At 71.0% G+C, this 16,396-nt stretch carries 17 protein-coding genes; 5 read left to right on the forward strand and 12 right to left on the reverse strand.

Going from position 1 to position 16,396, the window contains the following annotated elements; genetic code table 11:
* Positions 1-17: 17 nt before the first annotated feature.
* From ACWD5F_RS39955 to ACWD5F_RS39970, 4 genes are all read right to left on the reverse strand, one after another.
* The gene (locus tag ACWD5F_RS39955) at positions 18-1,112 is read right to left on the reverse strand and encodes a YlbL family protein (protein ID WP_451261125.1); all 1,095 of its coding nucleotides are present in this window, start codon (positions 1,110-1,112) and stop codon (positions 18-20) included.
* Between the two features lie 68 nt (positions 1,113-1,180).
* Entirely contained in the window at positions 1,181-1,345 is a 165-nt protein-coding gene (locus tag ACWD5F_RS39960; RefSeq protein ID WP_401713048.1) for a hypothetical protein, read from the reverse strand.
* 192 nt (positions 1,346-1,537) lie between these two features.
* Positions 1,538-1,999 (reverse strand): molybdenum cofactor biosynthesis protein MoaE, encoded by a 462-nt coding sequence (locus ACWD5F_RS39965; RefSeq protein WP_451261126.1) that lies wholly within the window; start codon positions 1,997-1,999, stop codon positions 1,538-1,540.
* 111 nt (positions 2,000-2,110) lie between these two features.
* Positions 2,111-3,223 (reverse strand): SDR family oxidoreductase, encoded by a 1,113-nt coding sequence (locus ACWD5F_RS39970; RefSeq protein WP_401713054.1) that lies wholly within the window; start codon positions 3,221-3,223, stop codon positions 2,111-2,113.
* A gap of 192 nt (positions 3,224-3,415) precedes the next feature.
* Here ACWD5F_RS39970 and ACWD5F_RS39975 point away from each other — a divergent pair, with 192 nt between their 5' ends.
* On the forward strand, positions 3,416-4,864 hold the full coding sequence (locus ACWD5F_RS39975; protein ID WP_451261127.1) for a zinc-dependent metalloprotease: 1,449 nt from the start codon (positions 3,416-3,418) through the stop codon (positions 4,862-4,864).
* A complete protein-coding gene (locus tag ACWD5F_RS39980; protein WP_451261128.1) occupies positions 4,861-5,382 on the forward strand; it encodes an NUDIX hydrolase in 522 nt (173 codons plus the stop codon). Before ACWD5F_RS39975 ends, ACWD5F_RS39980 begins: the two co-directional genes overlap by 4 nt.
* Positions 5,383-5,453: 71 nt before the next feature.
* On the opposite strand, the gene ACWD5F_RS39985 is transcribed toward ACWD5F_RS39980, so the two are convergent.
* From ACWD5F_RS39985 to ACWD5F_RS40000, 4 genes are all read right to left on the reverse strand, one after another.
* Positions 5,454-6,209: an AIM24 family protein gene (locus ACWD5F_RS39985; protein WP_401713062.1), complete on the reverse strand. Its 756-nt coding sequence runs from the start codon at positions 6,207-6,209 to the stop codon at positions 5,454-5,456.
* A gap of 18 nt (positions 6,210-6,227) precedes the next feature.
* The gene (locus ACWD5F_RS39990; RefSeq protein ID WP_401713065.1) at positions 6,228-6,908 is read right to left on the reverse strand and encodes an AIM24 family protein; all 681 of its coding nucleotides are present in this window, start codon (positions 6,906-6,908) and stop codon (positions 6,228-6,230) included.
* An 11-nt stretch (positions 6,909-6,919) separates the two neighbouring features.
* A complete protein-coding gene (locus ACWD5F_RS39995) occupies positions 6,920-8,581 on the reverse strand; it encodes a TerD family protein (RefSeq protein WP_451261129.1) in 1,662 nt (553 codons plus the stop codon).
* 123 nt (positions 8,582-8,704) lie between these two features.
* Positions 8,705-9,301 (reverse strand): M48 metallopeptidase family protein, encoded by a 597-nt coding sequence (locus ACWD5F_RS40000; protein WP_401713071.1) that lies wholly within the window; start codon positions 9,299-9,301, stop codon positions 8,705-8,707.
* Between the two features lie 307 nt (positions 9,302-9,608).
* Between ACWD5F_RS40000 and ACWD5F_RS40005 the strand changes: the two genes are divergently transcribed.
* A complete protein-coding gene (locus ACWD5F_RS40005) occupies positions 9,609-10,847 on the forward strand; it encodes a TOMM precursor leader peptide-binding protein (RefSeq protein WP_451261174.1) in 1,239 nt (412 codons plus the stop codon).
* On the forward strand, positions 10,840-12,240 hold the full coding sequence (locus ACWD5F_RS40010) for an ABC1 kinase family protein (protein ID WP_451261130.1): 1,401 nt from the start codon (positions 10,840-10,842) through the stop codon (positions 12,238-12,240). Before ACWD5F_RS40005 ends, ACWD5F_RS40010 begins: the two co-directional genes overlap by 8 nt.
* A 111-nt stretch (positions 12,241-12,351) precedes the next feature.
* Here ACWD5F_RS40010 and ACWD5F_RS40015 read toward each other — a convergent pair whose 3' ends face one another.
* The 4 genes from ACWD5F_RS40015 to ACWD5F_RS40030 all read right to left on the reverse strand — a co-directional run bounded on the left by ACWD5F_RS40015 (position 12,352) and on the right by ACWD5F_RS40030 (position 15,932).
* On the reverse strand, positions 12,352-12,675 hold the full coding sequence (locus tag ACWD5F_RS40015) for a hypothetical protein (protein WP_401713077.1): 324 nt from the start codon (positions 12,673-12,675) through the stop codon (positions 12,352-12,354).
* Entirely contained in the window at positions 12,672-13,049 is a 378-nt protein-coding gene (locus tag ACWD5F_RS40020) for a WhiB family transcriptional regulator (RefSeq protein WP_401713079.1), read from the reverse strand. Before ACWD5F_RS40020 ends, ACWD5F_RS40015 begins: the two co-directional genes overlap by 4 nt.
* A 177-nt stretch (positions 13,050-13,226) precedes the next feature.
* Positions 13,227-13,565, reverse strand: coding sequence for a hypothetical protein (locus tag ACWD5F_RS40025; protein WP_401713082.1), 339 nt, complete (start codon positions 13,563-13,565; stop codon positions 13,227-13,229).
* A 165-nt stretch (positions 13,566-13,730) separates the two neighbouring features.
* Positions 13,731-15,932 carry an ATP-dependent DNA helicase UvrD2 gene (locus ACWD5F_RS40030; protein ID WP_451261131.1) on the reverse strand — a complete coding sequence of 734 codons (2,202 nt, stop codon included), beginning with the start codon at positions 15,930-15,932 and terminating at the stop codon, positions 13,731-13,733.
* Between the two features lie 203 nt (positions 15,933-16,135).
* Between ACWD5F_RS40030 and ACWD5F_RS40035 the strand changes: the two genes are divergently transcribed.
* Positions 16,136-16,378, forward strand: a complete 243-nt coding sequence (locus tag ACWD5F_RS40035) for a mycoredoxin (protein ID WP_401713088.1) — start codon at positions 16,136-16,138, stop codon at positions 16,376-16,378.
* The last annotated feature ends 18 nt before the right edge of the window (positions 16,379-16,396 follow it).

Genomic DNA, 16,396 nt, shown 5'->3' on the forward strand with positions numbered 1-16,396 from the left:
CCGGGGAGTCCGTTCGGCTACGAGGTCGTGCACTTCGGCAGGGCGGAGGTCTTGCCGGAGCGGATGTCCTTCAGCGCGCCGAGGGCGTCGTCGATGGTCTTCACCTTGATCAGGGTGAGGCCGTCGGGGGTGTCCTTGGCGGCGGCCTTGCAGTTGTCGGCCGGCGTCAGGAAGTACTGGGCGCCCTTGCTGCGCGCGCCCACCAACTTCATCTCGATGCCGCCGATCGGGCCGACCTTGCCCTCGTCGTCGATGGTGCCGGTGCCGGCCACGAACTTGCCGCCGGTGAGGTTGCCCGGGGTGAGCTTGTCGTAGATGCCGAGCGAGAACATCAGACCGGCGCTCGGTCCGCCGACGTCGGCGAGCTTGATGTCGATGGTGAACGGGAACGTGTGGTCGGTCCCGGCGGAGATCCCGACGATCGCGCGCTTCTCACCGGCGTCGTCCGAGGCGGTGGTGGTGAGCGTGATGTCCTGCGTCTTGGTCGCCGTCTTGTTCGCCTTCTCGGCGGCGGCCTGCTCCTTGGCCGGCACGATCGTGAAGACGACGTCCTGGCCCGGCTGATGCTTGGTCACGAGGCCGGCGACGTCGGTCGGCTCCTTGACGGCGGTGCCGTCGACGGCCTTGATCACGTCACCGGCGTGCAGCTTGCCCTCGGCCGGGGAGTCCTTGACGACCGTGGAGACGATCACCCAGGACTTCACCGGGACCTTCAGCTCCCGCAGGGCGGCGACCTTGGCGCTCTCCTGGGACTGGCTGAACTCCTCGGCGTTCTCCTGGGTCGACTGCTCCTCCGTCTTGCCGTCCGGGTAGAGCGTGTCGTGCGGGACGACCTTGTTGTCGTGCGCGAGCCAGCCGTACACGGCCTCGACGAGGTTCATCCGGTAGTCGGCGCTGGTGACGCGGACGGTCGTCATGTTCAGGTGGCCGGTCGCCGCGTACGTCTTGTGGCCGGAGATCTGCAGCACCGGCTCGCCGTCGTGGTCCCCGAGCGTGTTCACGGTCGGCCCCGGTGACATCTCCGAATACGGCACGGGGATGAAGACTCCCGCACACAGGAGCGCGATCAGCATCAGGGTGGAGGCGAGCATCGTCGCGGTGCGGCGTGGCATGGCATGACAGTACGGGACGTCACTGTCAGCGCACCGTCAGCCCCACCCCCGCTCCCGGTGCCGGGGCGTCAGGTGTGCGATTCGGACTTCTCCATGGCTTCGCGGAACCGCGCGTATCCGTCCAGCTCGGGGCCGTCGCTGCGCACTCTGCGGGTGCGGTTGGCCCAACTGCCCCACAGGCCGGCGCCGACCGCGGCGATGAACGGAATCAACAACCAGACAAGCGCTCCCATGTCGACCTCCCAACCCCGGTGAGCGTCCGCGTGAACTGACTGATCAGCAGATTAACCAGCCGCACTGACAACGCTCATGCCCGGGGTCCGGTTACGCAACCGGAGGGAGCGCCAAGAAGGCCGCGCAGTGGTTCGCGCGGGGGCGCGCGCCGGTCGGCAGGCGCCGAGGGGGTCGGCAGCAGCCGAAGGGGGTCAGCAGGCGCCGACCCACTCCTCGGTGCCGTCGGAGAACGTCTGGTGCTTCCAGATCGGCACTTCGTGCTTGAGGTCGTCGATCAGCTTCCGTGACGCGGCGAAGGCCTCGCCCCGGTGGGGGCAGGACACCGCGACGACGACGGCGATGTCACCGACCTCCAGGTCGCCGATGCGGTGGACGGCGGCCAGAGCCCGCACCGGGTACTCGGCGACGACCTTCTCGGCGATCCGCCGCATCTCGGCCTCGGCGCTGGGGTGGCACGAGTACCCGAGCCGCTCGACGTCCGCACCGCCGTCGTGATTGCGCACGGTTCCGACGAACAACGTGCTCCCGCCGGCGGCGGAGTCCCCGACGGCCTTGAAGACCTCGTCCACGGACAGGGCCGTGTCGCGGATCGCGATCAGCCTGATGGGGTCGTCCGCGGCCTGCTCACCGGGGTGGTCGCTCGTGGATGCCATGACTCCATCGTGCCTCACGCGCGCGACGACGCGGAATAGCACTTTCACCAGGCACGCACGCGTGCCGCCTTGGAGCCTCCTACAGGGGGCGCGCCGCAGGGAGCACGCGGATCAGATCCGCCGCCGTGCCTTCCGCGCGCGCCGCACCACGGCCGCCGCGCCCAGCAGGGCCACCGTCGCGCCCGCCGCACCGGCCGCGGTCGCGTCCTTGCGGCCCAGCCGCCGGCCGACGACCGTGTGCCGCCCGGTGACCTCCTCGAGAAGCTCCGCGAGCACTTCCTCGTTGGTCCACTGCGGCCGCCAGCCCGCGTCGTGCAGCCGGCTCCCGCTGACCACCCAGGGGTACATCGTGTAGGCCAGGTCACCGGCCGGGGACGGTGTCAGCCCGATGCGGTGCAGCCGGGCCGCCGCGCCGAGCGCGACTGCGGACGGCAGCTCCATCCGCCGGATCCCGCTGAGCTCCTCGACCTCTTCCTGCTCCAGCCAGCCCTCGCAGCCCACGGCGAGTTCCCCGTCGACCTTCTCCAGGACTGCGTACTCCAGGGCACTGCACAGGTCCTCGACGTGGCAGAACTGCCAGGCGGGCCGCGAACCGGCCACCACGAGCAGCCGGGGCGACTCGAAGTACCTGGTCAGCGCGGTGTCGGTGCCACCGACGAGGACGGCGGGCCGCACGACGGTGACATTGAGGCCCGGGTGCGCCCGGGGCGCGCGCCGGGCGAGCCGCTCGATCTCCAGCAGGTCGCCGACGCCGGTGGCCTCGGCCGTCGCACGCAGCTCGGCATCCTCCGACAACGGCAGCTCGTTGTCCGGCAGCGCCCCGTAGACCATCGCGGAGGTGCACAGCACGACCCGGTGGACCCCGGCCGCGGCGGCCGCCGTCAGCACGGTCTGCGTCCCCCGGACGTTGTACGCCGTCCGGGCGGCGGCGTCGGTCTCCAGGTCCAGGTCGAGCGCGAGGTGCACGACGACGTCCGCGCCGCGCAGCTTGTCGGCGATGGCCGGATCCCGTACGTCCAGGATGTGCCACTGGGCCGCCGCGCACTCGCCCCGCCGCTCGTCGATGGCGATGACCTGCTTGATCTCCCGCGAGGCGGCCAGCCGCTCGGTGAGCAGCGCTCCGATGCCGGTCGCGGCGCCGGTGACCGCGACGACGGGCCCGCGCAAGGCGGGCGGGGTTGATTCGTTTCGCGCTGCGCGAACCTGCGGATCTGGGGAACTCACCGGGCGTCTCCAGCGGTTGTCTTCAGTACGAGCGCGAGTGACGCGTACGTACCAGGTGGCATCCATCCTGCCGCAGGCCGCGAGTCGGCGAAGCACCGAGGCCCGATCGGTCCGCGGTGTCTACGCTGGGTGGTGTTATCGGGCAGTCGTGCCGCCGGAGGCAACCGGTGGCCTTACCAGCCGAGGAATCCCGTGAGTGACACCCCATTCGGATTCGGCCTTCCGCCGGAGGAGCCGGACGACGGCGACGAGGGCAAGAAGAAGGACCAGCAGAGCGGTGGTGGTCAGGGCCCGGCCAACCCGTTCGGATTTGGCGGGCTGCCCGGCGCCGGCGGCTTTGGCGGCCCCGGTGCGGACAATCCGCTCGCAGCCATGTTCGGTTCGCTGAACCCCAACGACCTGGGCGCGGCCTTCCAGCAACTGGGCCAGATGCTCTCGTACGAGGGCGGCCCGGTGAACTGGGACATGGCCAAACAGATCGCCCGCCAGACCGTGGCCCAGGGCACCGAAGACGGCACCAAGGACGCGAGCGTCGGCCCCTCCGAGCGCACCGCGGTCGAGGAGGCCGTCCGCCTGGCCGACCTGTGGCTGGACGACGCGACCTCCCTGCCGTCGGGCTCCGGCTCCGCGGTGGCGTGGTCCCGCGCGGAGTGGGTCGAGGCGACCCTGCCCGCGTGGCAGGAGCTCGTGGACCCGGTCGCGGAGCGCGTCGGCGCGGCGATGGGCGATGTCCTGCCGGAGGAGATGCAGGCCATGGCGGGCCCGCTGATCGGCATGATGCGCTCGATGGGCGGCGCCATGTTCGGCACGCAGATCGGGCAGGCCGTCGGCGTGCTCGCGGGCGAGGTCGTCGGCTCCTCGGACGTCGGGCTGCCGCTGGGCCCGGCGGGCAGGGCCGCGCTGCTGCCGGTGAACATCGAGGCCTTCGGCAAGGACCTCGGCGTGCCCAAGGAGGAGGTGCGGCTGTATCTCGCCCTGCGCGAGGCCGCCCACCAGCGTCTCTTCGCGCACGTGCCGTGGCTGCGCTCGCACCTGTTCGGCGCGGTCGAGGGGTACGCGCGCGGGATCAAGGTAGACACGGCCAAGCTGGAGGACGTGGTCGGCCAGTTCGACCCGCAGAACCCGGAGCAGCTGCAGGACGCCCTCCAGCAGGGCATGTTCCAGCCGGAGGACTCGCCCGAGCAGAAGGCGGCCCTGGCCCGGCTGGAGACGGCGCTGGCGCTCGTCGAGGGCTGGGTGGACGCGGTGGTCCACGCGGCCGCGAAGCCGCGTCTGTCGTCGGCGGACGCGCTGCGCGAGACCCTGCGCCGGCGCCGTGCGACGGGCGGCCCGGCGGAGCAGACCTTCGCCACGCTGATCGGCCTGGAGCTGCGCCCGCGCCGGCTGCGCGACGCCTCCCGCCTGTGGGCGTCCCTCACGGACGCGCGCGGGGTCGACGGCCGGGACGCCCTGTGGGCCCACCCGGACATGCTGCCGACCGCCTCCGACCTGGACGACCCGGACGGCTTCGTGCACCGCGAGCAGCTGGACTTCTCCGAGCTCGACAAGATGCTCGGCGAGGCGGCGGACGGCTCCGCCGAGAAGCCGAACCTGAAGAAGGACGACACCGAGGGCGACGTCAAGGGCGACGACGGCGAGTGAGCCTGTACGACGACGCGGTCCTCGTACTGAAGGGGTACGAGGGCCAGGAAGAGCTGCGCCAGGCCTATCTGGATCATCTCCAGGCGCACCCGGACGGCCTGTGGAAGGCCTGCCACGCGGGTCACATCACGGCGAGCGCCCTGGTGGTCGATCCCTCGCGCGAGCGCGTGCTGCTGACCCTGCACAGGAAGCTGCGGATGTGGCTCCAGATGGGTGGCCACTGCGAGCCGGAGGACACCTCCCTGGAGGCGGCCGCCGTGCGCGAGGCCACGGAGGAGTCCGGCATCTCCGGGCTGACCCTGCTGCCGGGCGGCCCGGTCCGGCTGGACCGCCACGCGATCCCGGCGCCGTGCCACTGGCACTTCGACGTGCAGTACGCGGTTCTGGCGCCCCCGGGCGCCGTGCAGGAGATCAGCGACGAGTCCCTCGACCTGCGCTGGTTCGGCTACGACGAGGTCGCCGACGTGGCGGACGAGTCGGTCCTGCGGCTGCTGGAGGCGACCCGCGCCAGGCTGTGAACGGGTAAGGGGCGCCCGCGATGGCCGGCGCCCCTTACGTCGTGCTCCTGTTGCGTCGGACTCCTGGAGGCTCAGCTCCAGACGTTGCCCTGGTTCTGCGCCCGCGCCCCCTGCTGCCCCATGCCGTACTGCGCGGCGAGGCCGCCGCCGATCTGGGTGTGCTGCGGCGGCAGCAGCTCGCTGGGCTGGACGAGTGCGAACCCGCTGCCCATGAAGCTGAGCTCCCAGCCCTCACCGGTGTTGCCGCGCCGGCGCCACACCCCGGAGGAGTGCGTCTGGGCCTGCATCTGCACGCGCAGGCCGGTCGACCAGGCGACGATCGCGTCGGCGTCGCAGTTGACGTACTTGTCGGGCGTCACCTGCATCAGCAGCGGCGCACCCGAGGTCATCAGGGCGACCCGGCCGCGGCCGGTGATGTTGAGCTGGTACTTGCCCGAGCCGGAGATGCCGTACTGGCTGTCGACGGCGATGACCTCGTGGTGCAACGAGGAGTCCATCGCCAGCACATAGCTGCTGTCGACGGTGAGTCCGTCCTGCTCGACGTCCATCACATGGACGTGCTGGGCGAGGTTGGCGAGGTAGACCGTGCCCTGCCCGTGGCAGCGCATCAGGTTGAGACCCTCGCCGGTGGCGGCACGCGCGTACGCCTGCTGGGTGTTCTGGTACTCGGCGTCGAACTCGACGAGCCCCTGGTAGGCGACCATCGTGCCCTTGCGGGCGAGGATGTCGTCGTGACCCTCCAGGGTGACGCGCAGCATCTGCTTGTTCTGCAGGCTCCAGCGTTCCTGGGTCTGCTGGTCGTTGTAGGCGAAAAGCGAGCTCTGCATGACGGTTCTGGCTCCCCCTCAGCCCCGGACCCGGAGGCGGTCGGTGCTGTCCTCGCTGGGCTGGACGACGACGATGCCCTGACCGGAGAAGGCCATCTGGTAGGCCTCCCCGCTGCCGCGGCCGATCAGTGACTGCGCCTTGAAGCTGCGCTTGCCCTTCACCTTGAGGTTCGGGGACCAGGCGACGAGCGCGTCGGGGTCGACGTACGTCTCGTCCTCGCCGCCGCCGCAGTCGACGACGATCGGTTTGCCCCGGGAGGTCAGCGCGACCCAGCCCGAACCGGTGATCTTGGTGTTCCACAGGCCCTGTCCGGCGAACTTCGCCAGGCCCTTGACCCGCTCGACACCCCAGGTGAGGTGGCTGTCGAAGGCGAGCAGATTGGTGGCGTTGACGGAGATGCCGTCGCCGTTGAGGTTGATGACGACGACGTCCGCGCCGTAGTCGGCGAGGTAGAGCAGACCGTCGCCGGAGCACTTCATCAGCGGGGCGCCCTCGCCGGTCATCCAGTCGCGGGCGATCTGGCGGACGGCGGGCGGGTTGGGCTCGTACTGGATGAAGCCTTCGTAGGCGACCATCGAGCCCACGCGCGCGAAGAGGTCGCTTCCGGACTGCATGGCGACCTTCAGCATGTGGTTGCCGTGGTTCTCCATCCGGGCGGTGACGGGTGCGGGGGCGAAGCCCGCGAGCGGCTGGTTCATGACGGGCTCCCTCAGACCTCGTAGGGCTGGACGACGACGAAGTTGCCGGGGGCGGCCCGGAACTGCAGGTTGACGCTCTCGCCTGTGTCGCCCGGGTAGGCGTTGCGGCGCATGCGGACCTGACTCGAGACGATCACCTGGGCGGCGGCCGACCAGGCGACGACCGCGTTGCAGTCGGCGAAGGTGGTCGGCGTGACCGGCAGCACCACGGGCGTGCCGTGCGTCTTGACGACGATCGTGCCGGTGCCCTGGAACTGCATCGTGAACAGCGCGCCCCCGGGGATGCCGTGCCCCTCGATCCGGCGGACCTCGTACTGGAGGCTCTCGTCGAAGGCGAGGACGTTCTCGGCGGAGACGCAGATCGCGTCGCCCTGGAGCTCGACGGGATGCAGGTGGGTGGCCTCCTCGGCGAGGAAGACCTGGCCCTGGCCGGTACAGCGCATCAGCTGCATCTCCTGGCCGGTCGCGTTGCCCACGAGCCGGCCGGCGAACCCGGCGCCCTTGTAGCTGAAGTCGACCTTGCCCTGGTAGAGCACCATGCTGCCCTGCCGGGCGAGCACGGGCTGGCCGCCGATGCCGAGGTCGACGCGGACGAGCTTCTTGTTCTGCTGCGTCCAGCGCTGACCGGTGGGCGTCTCCTTGAACTGCTGGAGCGCCGCGGTCACACCGGCACCGCCCTGCGGAGCGCCCTGGGGAACTCCGTACGCCTGCTGCTGTCCCGGGACCTGCCCGAAGGCGGGCGGCTGCTGACCGTAGCCCGGAGGCGGGGTCGGCTGCCCGTAGCCGGGCGGCGGGCCCGGGGCGTGCGGCGCCTGCGGTGCCTGGGGCTGTCCGTATCCGGGCGGCGACGGGGCGCTCTGGCCGGGCGGCTGACCGTAGGGCGCGGGGGCCGGGGCGGGCGGCGGCACCTGGGCGCCGCCGGGCGGGGTCATCGGCGCGATGACGGTCGGCGCGCCGTGCATGTTCGGTGCGGGCGCCGGGGCCGGAGGCGGCGTGAAGCCCTGCGGTGCGGGCTGCGGGGGCGAGAACGGAGCCGGGGCGGGCGCAGGCGCCGGGGCCGCCGGGGCGCCGAACGCGGGCGGGGCGAATCCGGGGGCGGCGCCGGTCTGCGGCTGCTGCGGAGCGGGCGCCGCGGGCGCCTCCTCCTCGGCGACCTCGCCGCCGAAGTTCTTCAGCAGCGCGTCCAGACCGCCGTCGAAGCCCTGGCCGACGGCCGCGAACCGCCACACGTCCTTCAGGTAGAAGTCGCCCAGCATCACGGCACGCTCCGTGGAGAACTCCGTGCCGTTGAAGGAGTACCGGGCCACCTCCTCGCCGCCCGCGACGATCCGGAGGTATCCGGGGGCGACCTGCGACATCTGTCCGGCGCCGTCGAGCGTCGCCGTGAACGACAGCTTGTGGATCTTCGCCGGGATCCGGTCGAGCGTGACCCGGAAGGACTCCGTGTCGCCCGCCTGGGCGCCCAGCAGCTGGATGGACTCCTCGGGAGTCTTCGGCTGGTTGAAGAAGACGAAGTACTGGTCGTCCGAGAGCCGTTCGTCGGCGTCCAGACCGAAGCAGCTGATGTCGAACGTCAGCCCGGGGCCGCCGATCTGCACACCTACGTACAGATCGGTGCCCGCAGTGAGGTCACTGATCTTGGCCTTGTGGCCGCGTTGGAATTCCCTGGCCATGCGTAACGACCGTCCCCCATCCCGAATGCGAGTGCGTCGCGTCAGGCTAACGGCAAACGCCGACACCGGAGGAAGTCGGTACAGACCCGGTACACAAGACCCCTGTGCGCCAACCAGGAGCCGTCAGTCGCCGCGGGCTCCGGGCGGATGCGGCAGCCGATCGGCGGCGACCACCCCTTCGAGGTAGCCACGGGCCCGCTCGGTGCGGGGATAGGCCTCCAGAAGCCGCCAGAAACGCGGCCCGTGTCCGGGCACCAGCAAATGTGCCAGCTCGTGCAGGAGCACATAGTCGACGACGTACTCGGGCATGCCCTGCAGCCGGTGCGACAGCCGGATGCTGCCCTCGGCCGGGGTGCACGAGCCCCACCGCGTGTTCTGGTTGGTGACCCAGCGCACCGAGGCGGGCCGGGCCCGCCCCTCGAAGTACTGGGCCGACAGCCGCGCGGCGCGCTCCGCGAGCTCGTCGTCGCCGAGCACCCGTTTGCTTTCCTGTGCGGCGAGCTTGTCGAGCATGACGGTGACCCAGCGTTGCTCCTCCGCCTCGGACATCCGGGCAGGGATCAGTACGACGGTGCGATCGCCCTCGCGGTACGCGGAGACCGTCCTACGGCGACGGGCGCTCCTGCGAACCTCGATCGCGCTCGCCCCCGAGCCGCTCGGCGGCTGGCTCGTCGTACTGCGCTGTGGCATTCCGGCGCTGTGCAGTGGGTCGGCGGGCACGCCCCGACGTTACCCGTTGCACACGTGGGAAGTCCCGACTCCGGGACGGTTCCGTGGCGATCCCCCACCGAGCGTTTGATTTGTACGACGAATATCCACCCCCTGTGGACAACTTTCGGCACCCCCTCGCCCGGTCCGGGCATGCTGACTCTCGCCGGCGGAAGCAGGACGGGCTCCACCGGCTCACGGGGACGTACGACGGGGGCTTGCCATGCAGTCGATGGACCGAATGGATCAGACGGACCGGATGAACGAGGTGGATCAGAGGAATCGGGCGGGTCGCATCGAGGACCCGATCGACGACCGGATGGTTCCGGTGGTGAAGCCGGCGTTCAGGCGGGCCTGGCGCGATCTCAACACCGTGCAGTTCGGGATGGCTCCGACGCACGCGCTGACCCTGGGGCCGATGGACACGGCGACCGGCAGCTTCCTGGACCAGCTCAACGGCACCCGCGGGCTGCCGCTGCTGCGCGAGGAGGGCCGTCGCACGGACCTGCCCGACAGGCAGGTCGACGCGCTGGTGGCGGGGCTGGCGAGGGCCGGCCTGCTGGACGACGCGAGGGGAGGCGGCCCGGCCGCGGACACCCTGCGCGGCAAGAAGGACGTCCTCGACCGGCTGCGCCCGGACCTGGCTTCCCTGTCCCTGCTCACCGCCGAGCCGGGCGACGCGATGGGCCGCCTCGCCGCCCGCCGGTCACTGCGCGTGCAGATTCGGGGTGCGGGCCGGGTGGGTGCGGTCATCGCCGCGCTGCTGGCGGGTGCCGGGATCGGTGAGGTGGACGTGCGCGATGTGGGCCGGGTCGAGCCGTGGGACGTCTCCCCGGGCGGACTGCCCGTCGAGTCGGTCGGCGACCGCAGGGACGAGGCCGCCCGGCGGTCGGCACGCCGATCCGCGCCGGACCGCCCGCCGCGCCGGGGTCCGCGGTCGACCCGCATGGACGACGACCCCGTTTTCTCCCTGGTGATCCTGGCCCCGCGCGACGATGTCGCGGTGCACGCGCCCGCCCCCGCCGAGGCCCAACCGCTGATCGCCGCGGGCACCCCGCATCTGTACGCCGGTGTGGTGGAGGCGACCGGTGTCGTGGGCCCCCTGGTCCTGCCCGGTGAGACGGGCTGCGCGGGCTGCCTGCACGAGGGGCGCACCGACCGGGACCCGGTCTGGCCACGCCTGGTCGCGCAGTGGCGCTCCGGGGCACCGCGTCAGGCGCGGCCCTGCGACCTGACGCTGGCCACGACCGTCGCCGGCCTGGCCGCAGCACATGCGCTCACCTTCCTCGACGGCCAGCGGCCTTCGAGCACGGGCGCCCGCTGGGAGGTGTCCCTACCGGGTCTGAACTGGCATGCGCGACCGGTCTGGGCGCATCCGGCATGCCCGTGCGGGGCCGCGGAGAGAGGTGCCGAGACAGGTGCGGAGAAAGGTAAGGGGGAACACACACCTAAGGACGAGCAGTCACACGAGACAATGGAGGGGCATCGGTCGTCGAAGGAGTCCCGCCGTAAGGCAGACACGGCACGACCGGCTGGGACTTGGAGGGCGCATGTCTGATCTTCCCCGCAAGGCGGTCACCCGTACTGCCAAGCTGGCCGCGCTGCCACTCGGCTTCGCCGGGCGGGCGACCTGGGGACTGGGCAAGCGGATCGTCGGTGAGTCGGCGGAGCTCGTCGGCCGCGAGCTGCAACAGCGCACGGCGGACCAGTTGTTCAAGGTCCTCGGTGAGCTCAAGGGCGGCGCGATGAAGTTCGGCCAGGCCCTGTCCGTGTTCGAGTCGGCGCTCCCCGAGGAGGTCGCGGGCCCCTACCGGGCGGCCCTGACCAAACTGCAGGAGGCGGCACCGCCGATGCCGACGCGCACCGTGCACGCGGTGCTGGAGGAGCGGCTCGGGAAGGACTGGCAGGAGCTGTTCCTGGAGTTCGAGGAGAAGCCCTCGGCGGCGGCCTCGATCGGGCAGGTGCACCACGGGGTGTGGCACGACGGCCGCGAGGTGGCGGTCAAGGTGCAGTACCCGGGAGCAGGCGAGGCTCTTCTCTCCGACCTCAACCAGCTCAGCCGCTTCGCCCGTCTCCTGGGTCCGCTCATCCCGGGCATGGACATCAAGCCCCTGATCGCGGAGCTGAAGGACCGCGTCTCGGAGGAACTGGACTACGGCCTGGAGGCGCAGGCCCAGGAAACGCACGCCGAGGAGTTCCTGGACGACCCGGATGTCGTGGTGCCCGGTGTGGTCCACCAGTGCGAGCAGGTGCTGATCACCGAGTGGATGGACGGGATCCCGCTCTCGGAGATCATCTCGGAGGGCACGCCGGAACAGCGCGACCGCGCCGGGCAGTTGCTGGCCCGCTTCCTGTTCTCCGGCCCGGCCCGCACCGGCCTCCTGCACGCCGACCCGCACCCGGGCAACTTCCGTCTGCTGCCCGGCGGCCCGGCAGGCGACGACGACTGGCGGCTGGGCGTCCTGGACTTCGGCACGGTCGACCGGCTTCCGGGCGGTCTACCGACCCCGATCGGGGACTCCCTGCGGATGACGCTCGACGGAGACGCGGAGGCGGTCTACGAACTCCTGTGCGCGGAGGGCTTCGTCAAGGACTCCATAGAGCTGGACCCGAGCGCCGTTCTCGACTACCTGGTGCCGATCATCGAGCCGGCCCGGGCCGACGAGTTCACCTTCACCCGCGGCTGGATGCGCAGCCAGGCGGCCCGTGTCGCCGACCCCCGCTCCCCCGCCCACCAGCTCGGCAAGCAGCTCAACCTGCCGCCCGCGTACCTGCTGATACACCGGGTGACGCTCAGCACGATCGGCGTCCTGTGCCAGCTGGGCGCGACGGTCCGTCTGCGCGACGAACTGGAGGAGTGGCTGCCGGGGTTCGTCCTGGAGGACGTTGTGGACGCGGAGGACACGGAGCACGTGGCGGACGTGGCCGAGGAGTCCGCCGCGGAGGCGTGATCCCGGCGGCTGTACCACATGACCGCGGGGGCCGGTCCGTTCGGACGGACCGGCCCCCGCGGGGAGCTTTCGCCTCCCTGATCGGGAGGCCACTGCTTCAGGTGTGATCGGTTACTGCATGACGGCGATGGCCAGCGCACGGCGGGCACGCCTCGAGGCGCGCTCGGCCCGGCGCTGCATCCGGCGGGCGGACGCCAGGCTCACTGCCCGGCGTTCGCTCTCCGCCTCCTGCAGTCGGTCGTGCATATGCGCACGAGCCAGGGCTTCTGGGATGAGTTGCATCTCGCGGGTCCTGTTCTGGCGCGAGTCGGTCGCGCCGGTGGTGGTGTCTTCGATCGCGGAGCCGGCAGTGGGCTCGTTGGTGGACGGCTTCATCGGGGCCTGCTTCTTGGGGTCGTGCGTGACGGGGCGGTCGATCGTTCCTGCGATGTTCATGCCGTGACCGGGTTCTTGCGCGGGCGGCCACGCGGCCGCTTCCGGGCGACGACGACACCCTGGACGAACAGCTCGCCACCCCAGACGCCCCAGGGCTCGCGCCGCTCCTTGGCGCCGGCGAGGCAGGCCTCGATCAGCGGGCAGGTGCGGCACAGGGCCTTGGCGTACTCGACGTCGGCCGGCGACTCGGCGAAGAAGACCTCCGGGTCGTAGGAACGGCAGGGGACGGGTACGCCGAGGTTCTCGATGGCGTCGTCAAGCGCGGTGAGCGCGGTGAGCGGAGTGAGCGCGGTCAAGGTGGAGTCCTCCGTGAGGCCGGGCGGGGAGATCGTTTCGGAAGGCGGTACGGACGGGGCGTGCGCTTCGAGATGCACGGTCGGTCTTCCTCGTCTGGTCATTCCGGTCCTGTTGGACCGGGTGGCGGCTGGGTACCGGGTGCTGCTTCTGTCCCGAGGCCCCTTCGCTCCGTCGTCCCCGTTCGGGGACAAACAGAAGGGCCGCGGATCCCGGGTGGGGTTCCGCGGCCCTGAAGGCGCCGGCCTGATCGACGATCAGGCTGGATCACTCCAGGGTTCTGGCCCACGGAAGGCCCACATCAGGTGGTGCTGCGTCGTCTTCTTCCGGCTTCCGGCACCGGTCGCCGTAAAGGCATAGGCCTGCGCCTTTGCCGCTACTGCTTCCAGTGCCTTAGTCGGTCGCTCATTGCGCTCATTCACGGGGAGACCCAGGACGGGGAGACCCGCGAGAGACACGGAGGACGCCGGCTGGGCGGCACGGATGCCGGACAGACCGGTGCCCTGGAACGAGGCGTCGAGAATGCACAGGGAGGCGACGACCGAGCGATCGGTCATTTTGACGGCGCTGGTGTAGCTGCTGTTGATGCTGATCACTGGACTCGCCTCCTCTCGGCGTCTCGGGGGGACTGGGGTGAACCAGTCCACGGATATGTAAGTAGAGCACGGAATCGGGGCCTTCGAGAAGGCCTCCGTCCCCGTGGATAAGAACCTATGGGGATTGCCGGGGCATGCGCAAACTATTTTCTCGACGAGTTTGAATCAGTCCTCCTCGTCGTCCTCCCCGCTCTCCTGGCCTGCGCAGATGGCCAGGACTTCGGCCCCGTAGCGGTTCAGCTTGCGCACGCCGACGCCGGGGATCCGTGCCAACTCGCCGTCGTCGTCCGGGACGGCCTCGGCGATCGCCATCAACGTCTTGTCGGTGAAGACGCAGAAGGCCGGCTGCCCGCTGCGCTGCGCCTGGACGGCGCGCCACTCGCGCAACCGCTCGTAGAGCCCCTCGTCCATGTCGGACGGACAGTCCTCGCAGCGCATCAGTTTCATCTCGCCGGCATCGGTGAGCGTGCGTCCGCACACCCGGCAGCGAGCCGGCGTGCGCTGGGTGCGCCGCGGCACGGCGGCAGCGGGTCTGCTGGTGGTGAAGCCGCGCTCGACGCCCCCCGGACCGCCCGCGGCCGCGCGGCCGGCCGCGCCGATGGAGCCGGGGCGCAGTCCGTCCAGGAAGCGGCTCGGGCGGCGGCTCGGACGGCCGCCGGGCGAGCGGGAGAGTGCCCAGGAGACGTGCAGGCGCTCGCGGGCTCGGGTGACTCCGACATAGAGGAGGCGGCGCTCCTCCTCGATCTGCTCGTCGGTCTTCGCGTAGGTGATCGGCATCATGCCCTCGGCGACGCCGACCAGGAAGACGACGTCCCACTCCAGGCCCTTGGCCGAGTGCAGGGAGGCCAGGGTGACGCCCTGCACGGTGGGGGCGTGCTGGGCGTTGGCCCGCTCGTCCAGCTCCGCGACGAGGTCGGCGAGGCTCGCGCCGGGTTTGGCGGCGGCGAAGTCCTGGGCGAGGTTGACCAGTGCGGCCAGCGACTCCCAGCGCTCTCTGGCGGCACCGGAGCCGGCCGGGGGCTGGGACGTCCAGCCCTCCCCCGACAGCACGGCACGCACCTGGGAGGGCAGGTCGACGACGTCGTCGAGGAGGGAGTCGTTGCCGCCGAAGCGGGCGCCCGCGCGCAGGGCGATGCTCGCCTTGCGCACCTCGGGGCGGTCGAAGAACCGCTCGGCGCCGCGCAGTTGGTAGGGGACACCGGCGTCGGCGAGCGCCTGCTCGTAGGTCTCGGACTGGGCGTTGGTCCGGAACAGGATGGCGATCTCGCTCGCCGGGACACCGGCGTCCATGAGTTCACGGATGCGACGGGCGGCGCCCTCGGCCTCGGCGGGCTCGTCGGTGTACTCGGTGTAGCCGGGCTCGGGGCCGGCCGCGCGCTGGGAGATCAGCTCCAGGCGGTGGTCGGCGGCCCGGCCGCGGGCCTGGGCGAGGAGTCCGTTGGCGAGGTGGACGACCTGGGGGGTGGAGCGGTAGTCGCGGACGAGCTTGACGACGGTGGCTCCGGGGTGGCGGGTGCGGAAGTCCAGGAGGTGGTCGGGGGTCGCTCCGGTGAACGAGTAGATCGTCTGGCTCGCGTCGCCGACCACGCACAGGTTGTCCCGCTCGCCGAGCCACAGCTCCAGGAGGCGCTGCTGGAGGGGGCTGACGTCCTGGTACTCGTCGACCACGAAGTGCTGGTACTGGGAGCGGACCTGCTCGGCGATGTCGTGCCGGTCCTGGAGGACGGCGACGGTCAGCAGCAGGACGTCCTCGAAGTCGATGACGCCACGGTCCCGTTTGAGATCCTCGTAGACCGAGTAGAGCTGGGCGATCTCCGCCGGGTCCCGGGGTGCGTCGCGGCCCGCCTTGACGGCCGCGAGGGCGTAGTCGGCGGGGACGGTCTGGGTGACCTTGGACCATTCGATCTCGGCGGTGACGTCCCGCAGTTCGCCCCTGTCGAGGCGGATGCGGCAGGCGGCCGCCGCGTCGGCGACGAGCTGGATCTTGCGGTCGACGAGCCGGGGCATGGAGCCGCCGACCGCCTTCGGCCAGAAGTACTGGAGCTGGCGCAGGGCGGCCGAGTGGAAGGTGCGGGCCTGGACGCCGGCGGCGCCGAGCTGGCGCAGCCGGCCGCGCATCTCGCCCGCGGCACGGTTGGTGAAGGTGACGGCCAGCACGCTGGAGGGGTGCAGGATCCCGGCGCGCACTCCGTAGGCGATGCGGTGGGTGATCGCCCGTGTCTTGCCCGTGCCGGCGCCTGCCAGCACGCACACCGGACCGCGCAGGGCGGTGGCCACCTCGCGCTGCTCGGGGTCGAGCCCCTCGAGCACCGCGTCGGCCGAATCCGGTACCTGCGGGAAGAGCGTGGAGTGCGTTGCTGCTGTCACACGGCCATGCTGCCAGGTCGCCGGAGACAGGTGAGTCCGTTGTCCACAGGGAGACCCCCGCAGTCGTACTAATGCGGCAGGCGTCACGCCGGTGCGGCAGGCATCACGCCCGGCGCCGCACCGGGTGTGGGAATGGTGGCCCTTTCAAGTACGTTCCCTCTCTGCGAGGACGGATCCCCGAGCAGCTGAGGAGTGCGAGAGACATGCCGGGCACTGTGACGATGTACAGCACCACGTGGTGTGGCTACTGCCGCCGGTTGAAGAGCCAGATGGACCGCGAGGGCATCGCGTACGAAGAGATCAACATCGAGCAGGACCCGGAGTCGGCACTGTTCGTGGAGAAGGCGAACGGGGGCAACCAGACGGTGCCCACGGTTCTTTTCCCGGACGGATCGACGCTGACCAACCCTTCGTTGGCGCAGGTCAAGCAGAAGGTCGGCGTCTGACCGCTCCCGCTGCCGCAG

Source organism: Streptomyces sp. NPDC002499, from assembly GCF_053595415.1.

Bases quoted from the DNA above. Each gene is read 5' to 3' on its own strand.
- ACWD5F_RS39955 (WP_451261125.1), bottom strand. From the start codon at position 1,112: ATGCCACGCCGCACCGCGACGATGCTCGCCTCCACCCTGATGCTGATC.
- ACWD5F_RS39960 (WP_401713048.1), bottom strand. From the start codon at position 1,345: ATGGGAGCGCTTGTCTGGTTGTTGATTCCGTTCATCGCCGCGGTCGGC.
- ACWD5F_RS39965 (WP_451261126.1), bottom strand. From the start codon at position 1,999: ATGGCATCCACGAGCGACCACCCCGGTGAGCAGGCCGCGGACGACCCC.
- ACWD5F_RS39985 (WP_401713062.1), bottom strand. From the start codon at position 6,209: ATGCAGAGCTCGCTTTTCGCCTACAACGACCAGCAGACCCAGGAACGC.
- ACWD5F_RS39990 (WP_401713065.1), bottom strand. From the start codon at position 6,908: ATGAACCAGCCGCTCGCGGGCTTCGCCCCCGCACCCGTCACCGCCCGG.
- ACWD5F_RS39995 (WP_451261129.1), bottom strand. From the start codon at position 8,581: ATGGCCAGGGAATTCCAACGCGGCCACAAGGCCAAGATCAGTGACCTC.
- ACWD5F_RS40005 (WP_451261174.1), top strand. From the start codon at position 9,609: ATGGTTCCGGTGGTGAAGCCGGCGTTCAGGCGGGCCTGGCGCGATCTC.
- ACWD5F_RS40010 (WP_451261130.1), top strand. From the start codon at position 10,840: ATGTCTGATCTTCCCCGCAAGGCGGTCACCCGTACTGCCAAGCTGGCC.
- ACWD5F_RS40015 (WP_401713077.1), bottom strand. From the start codon at position 12,675: ATGAACATCGCAGGAACGATCGACCGCCCCGTCACGCACGACCCCAAG.
- ACWD5F_RS40035 (WP_401713088.1), top strand. From the start codon at position 16,136: ATGCCGGGCACTGTGACGATGTACAGCACCACGTGGTGTGGCTACTGC.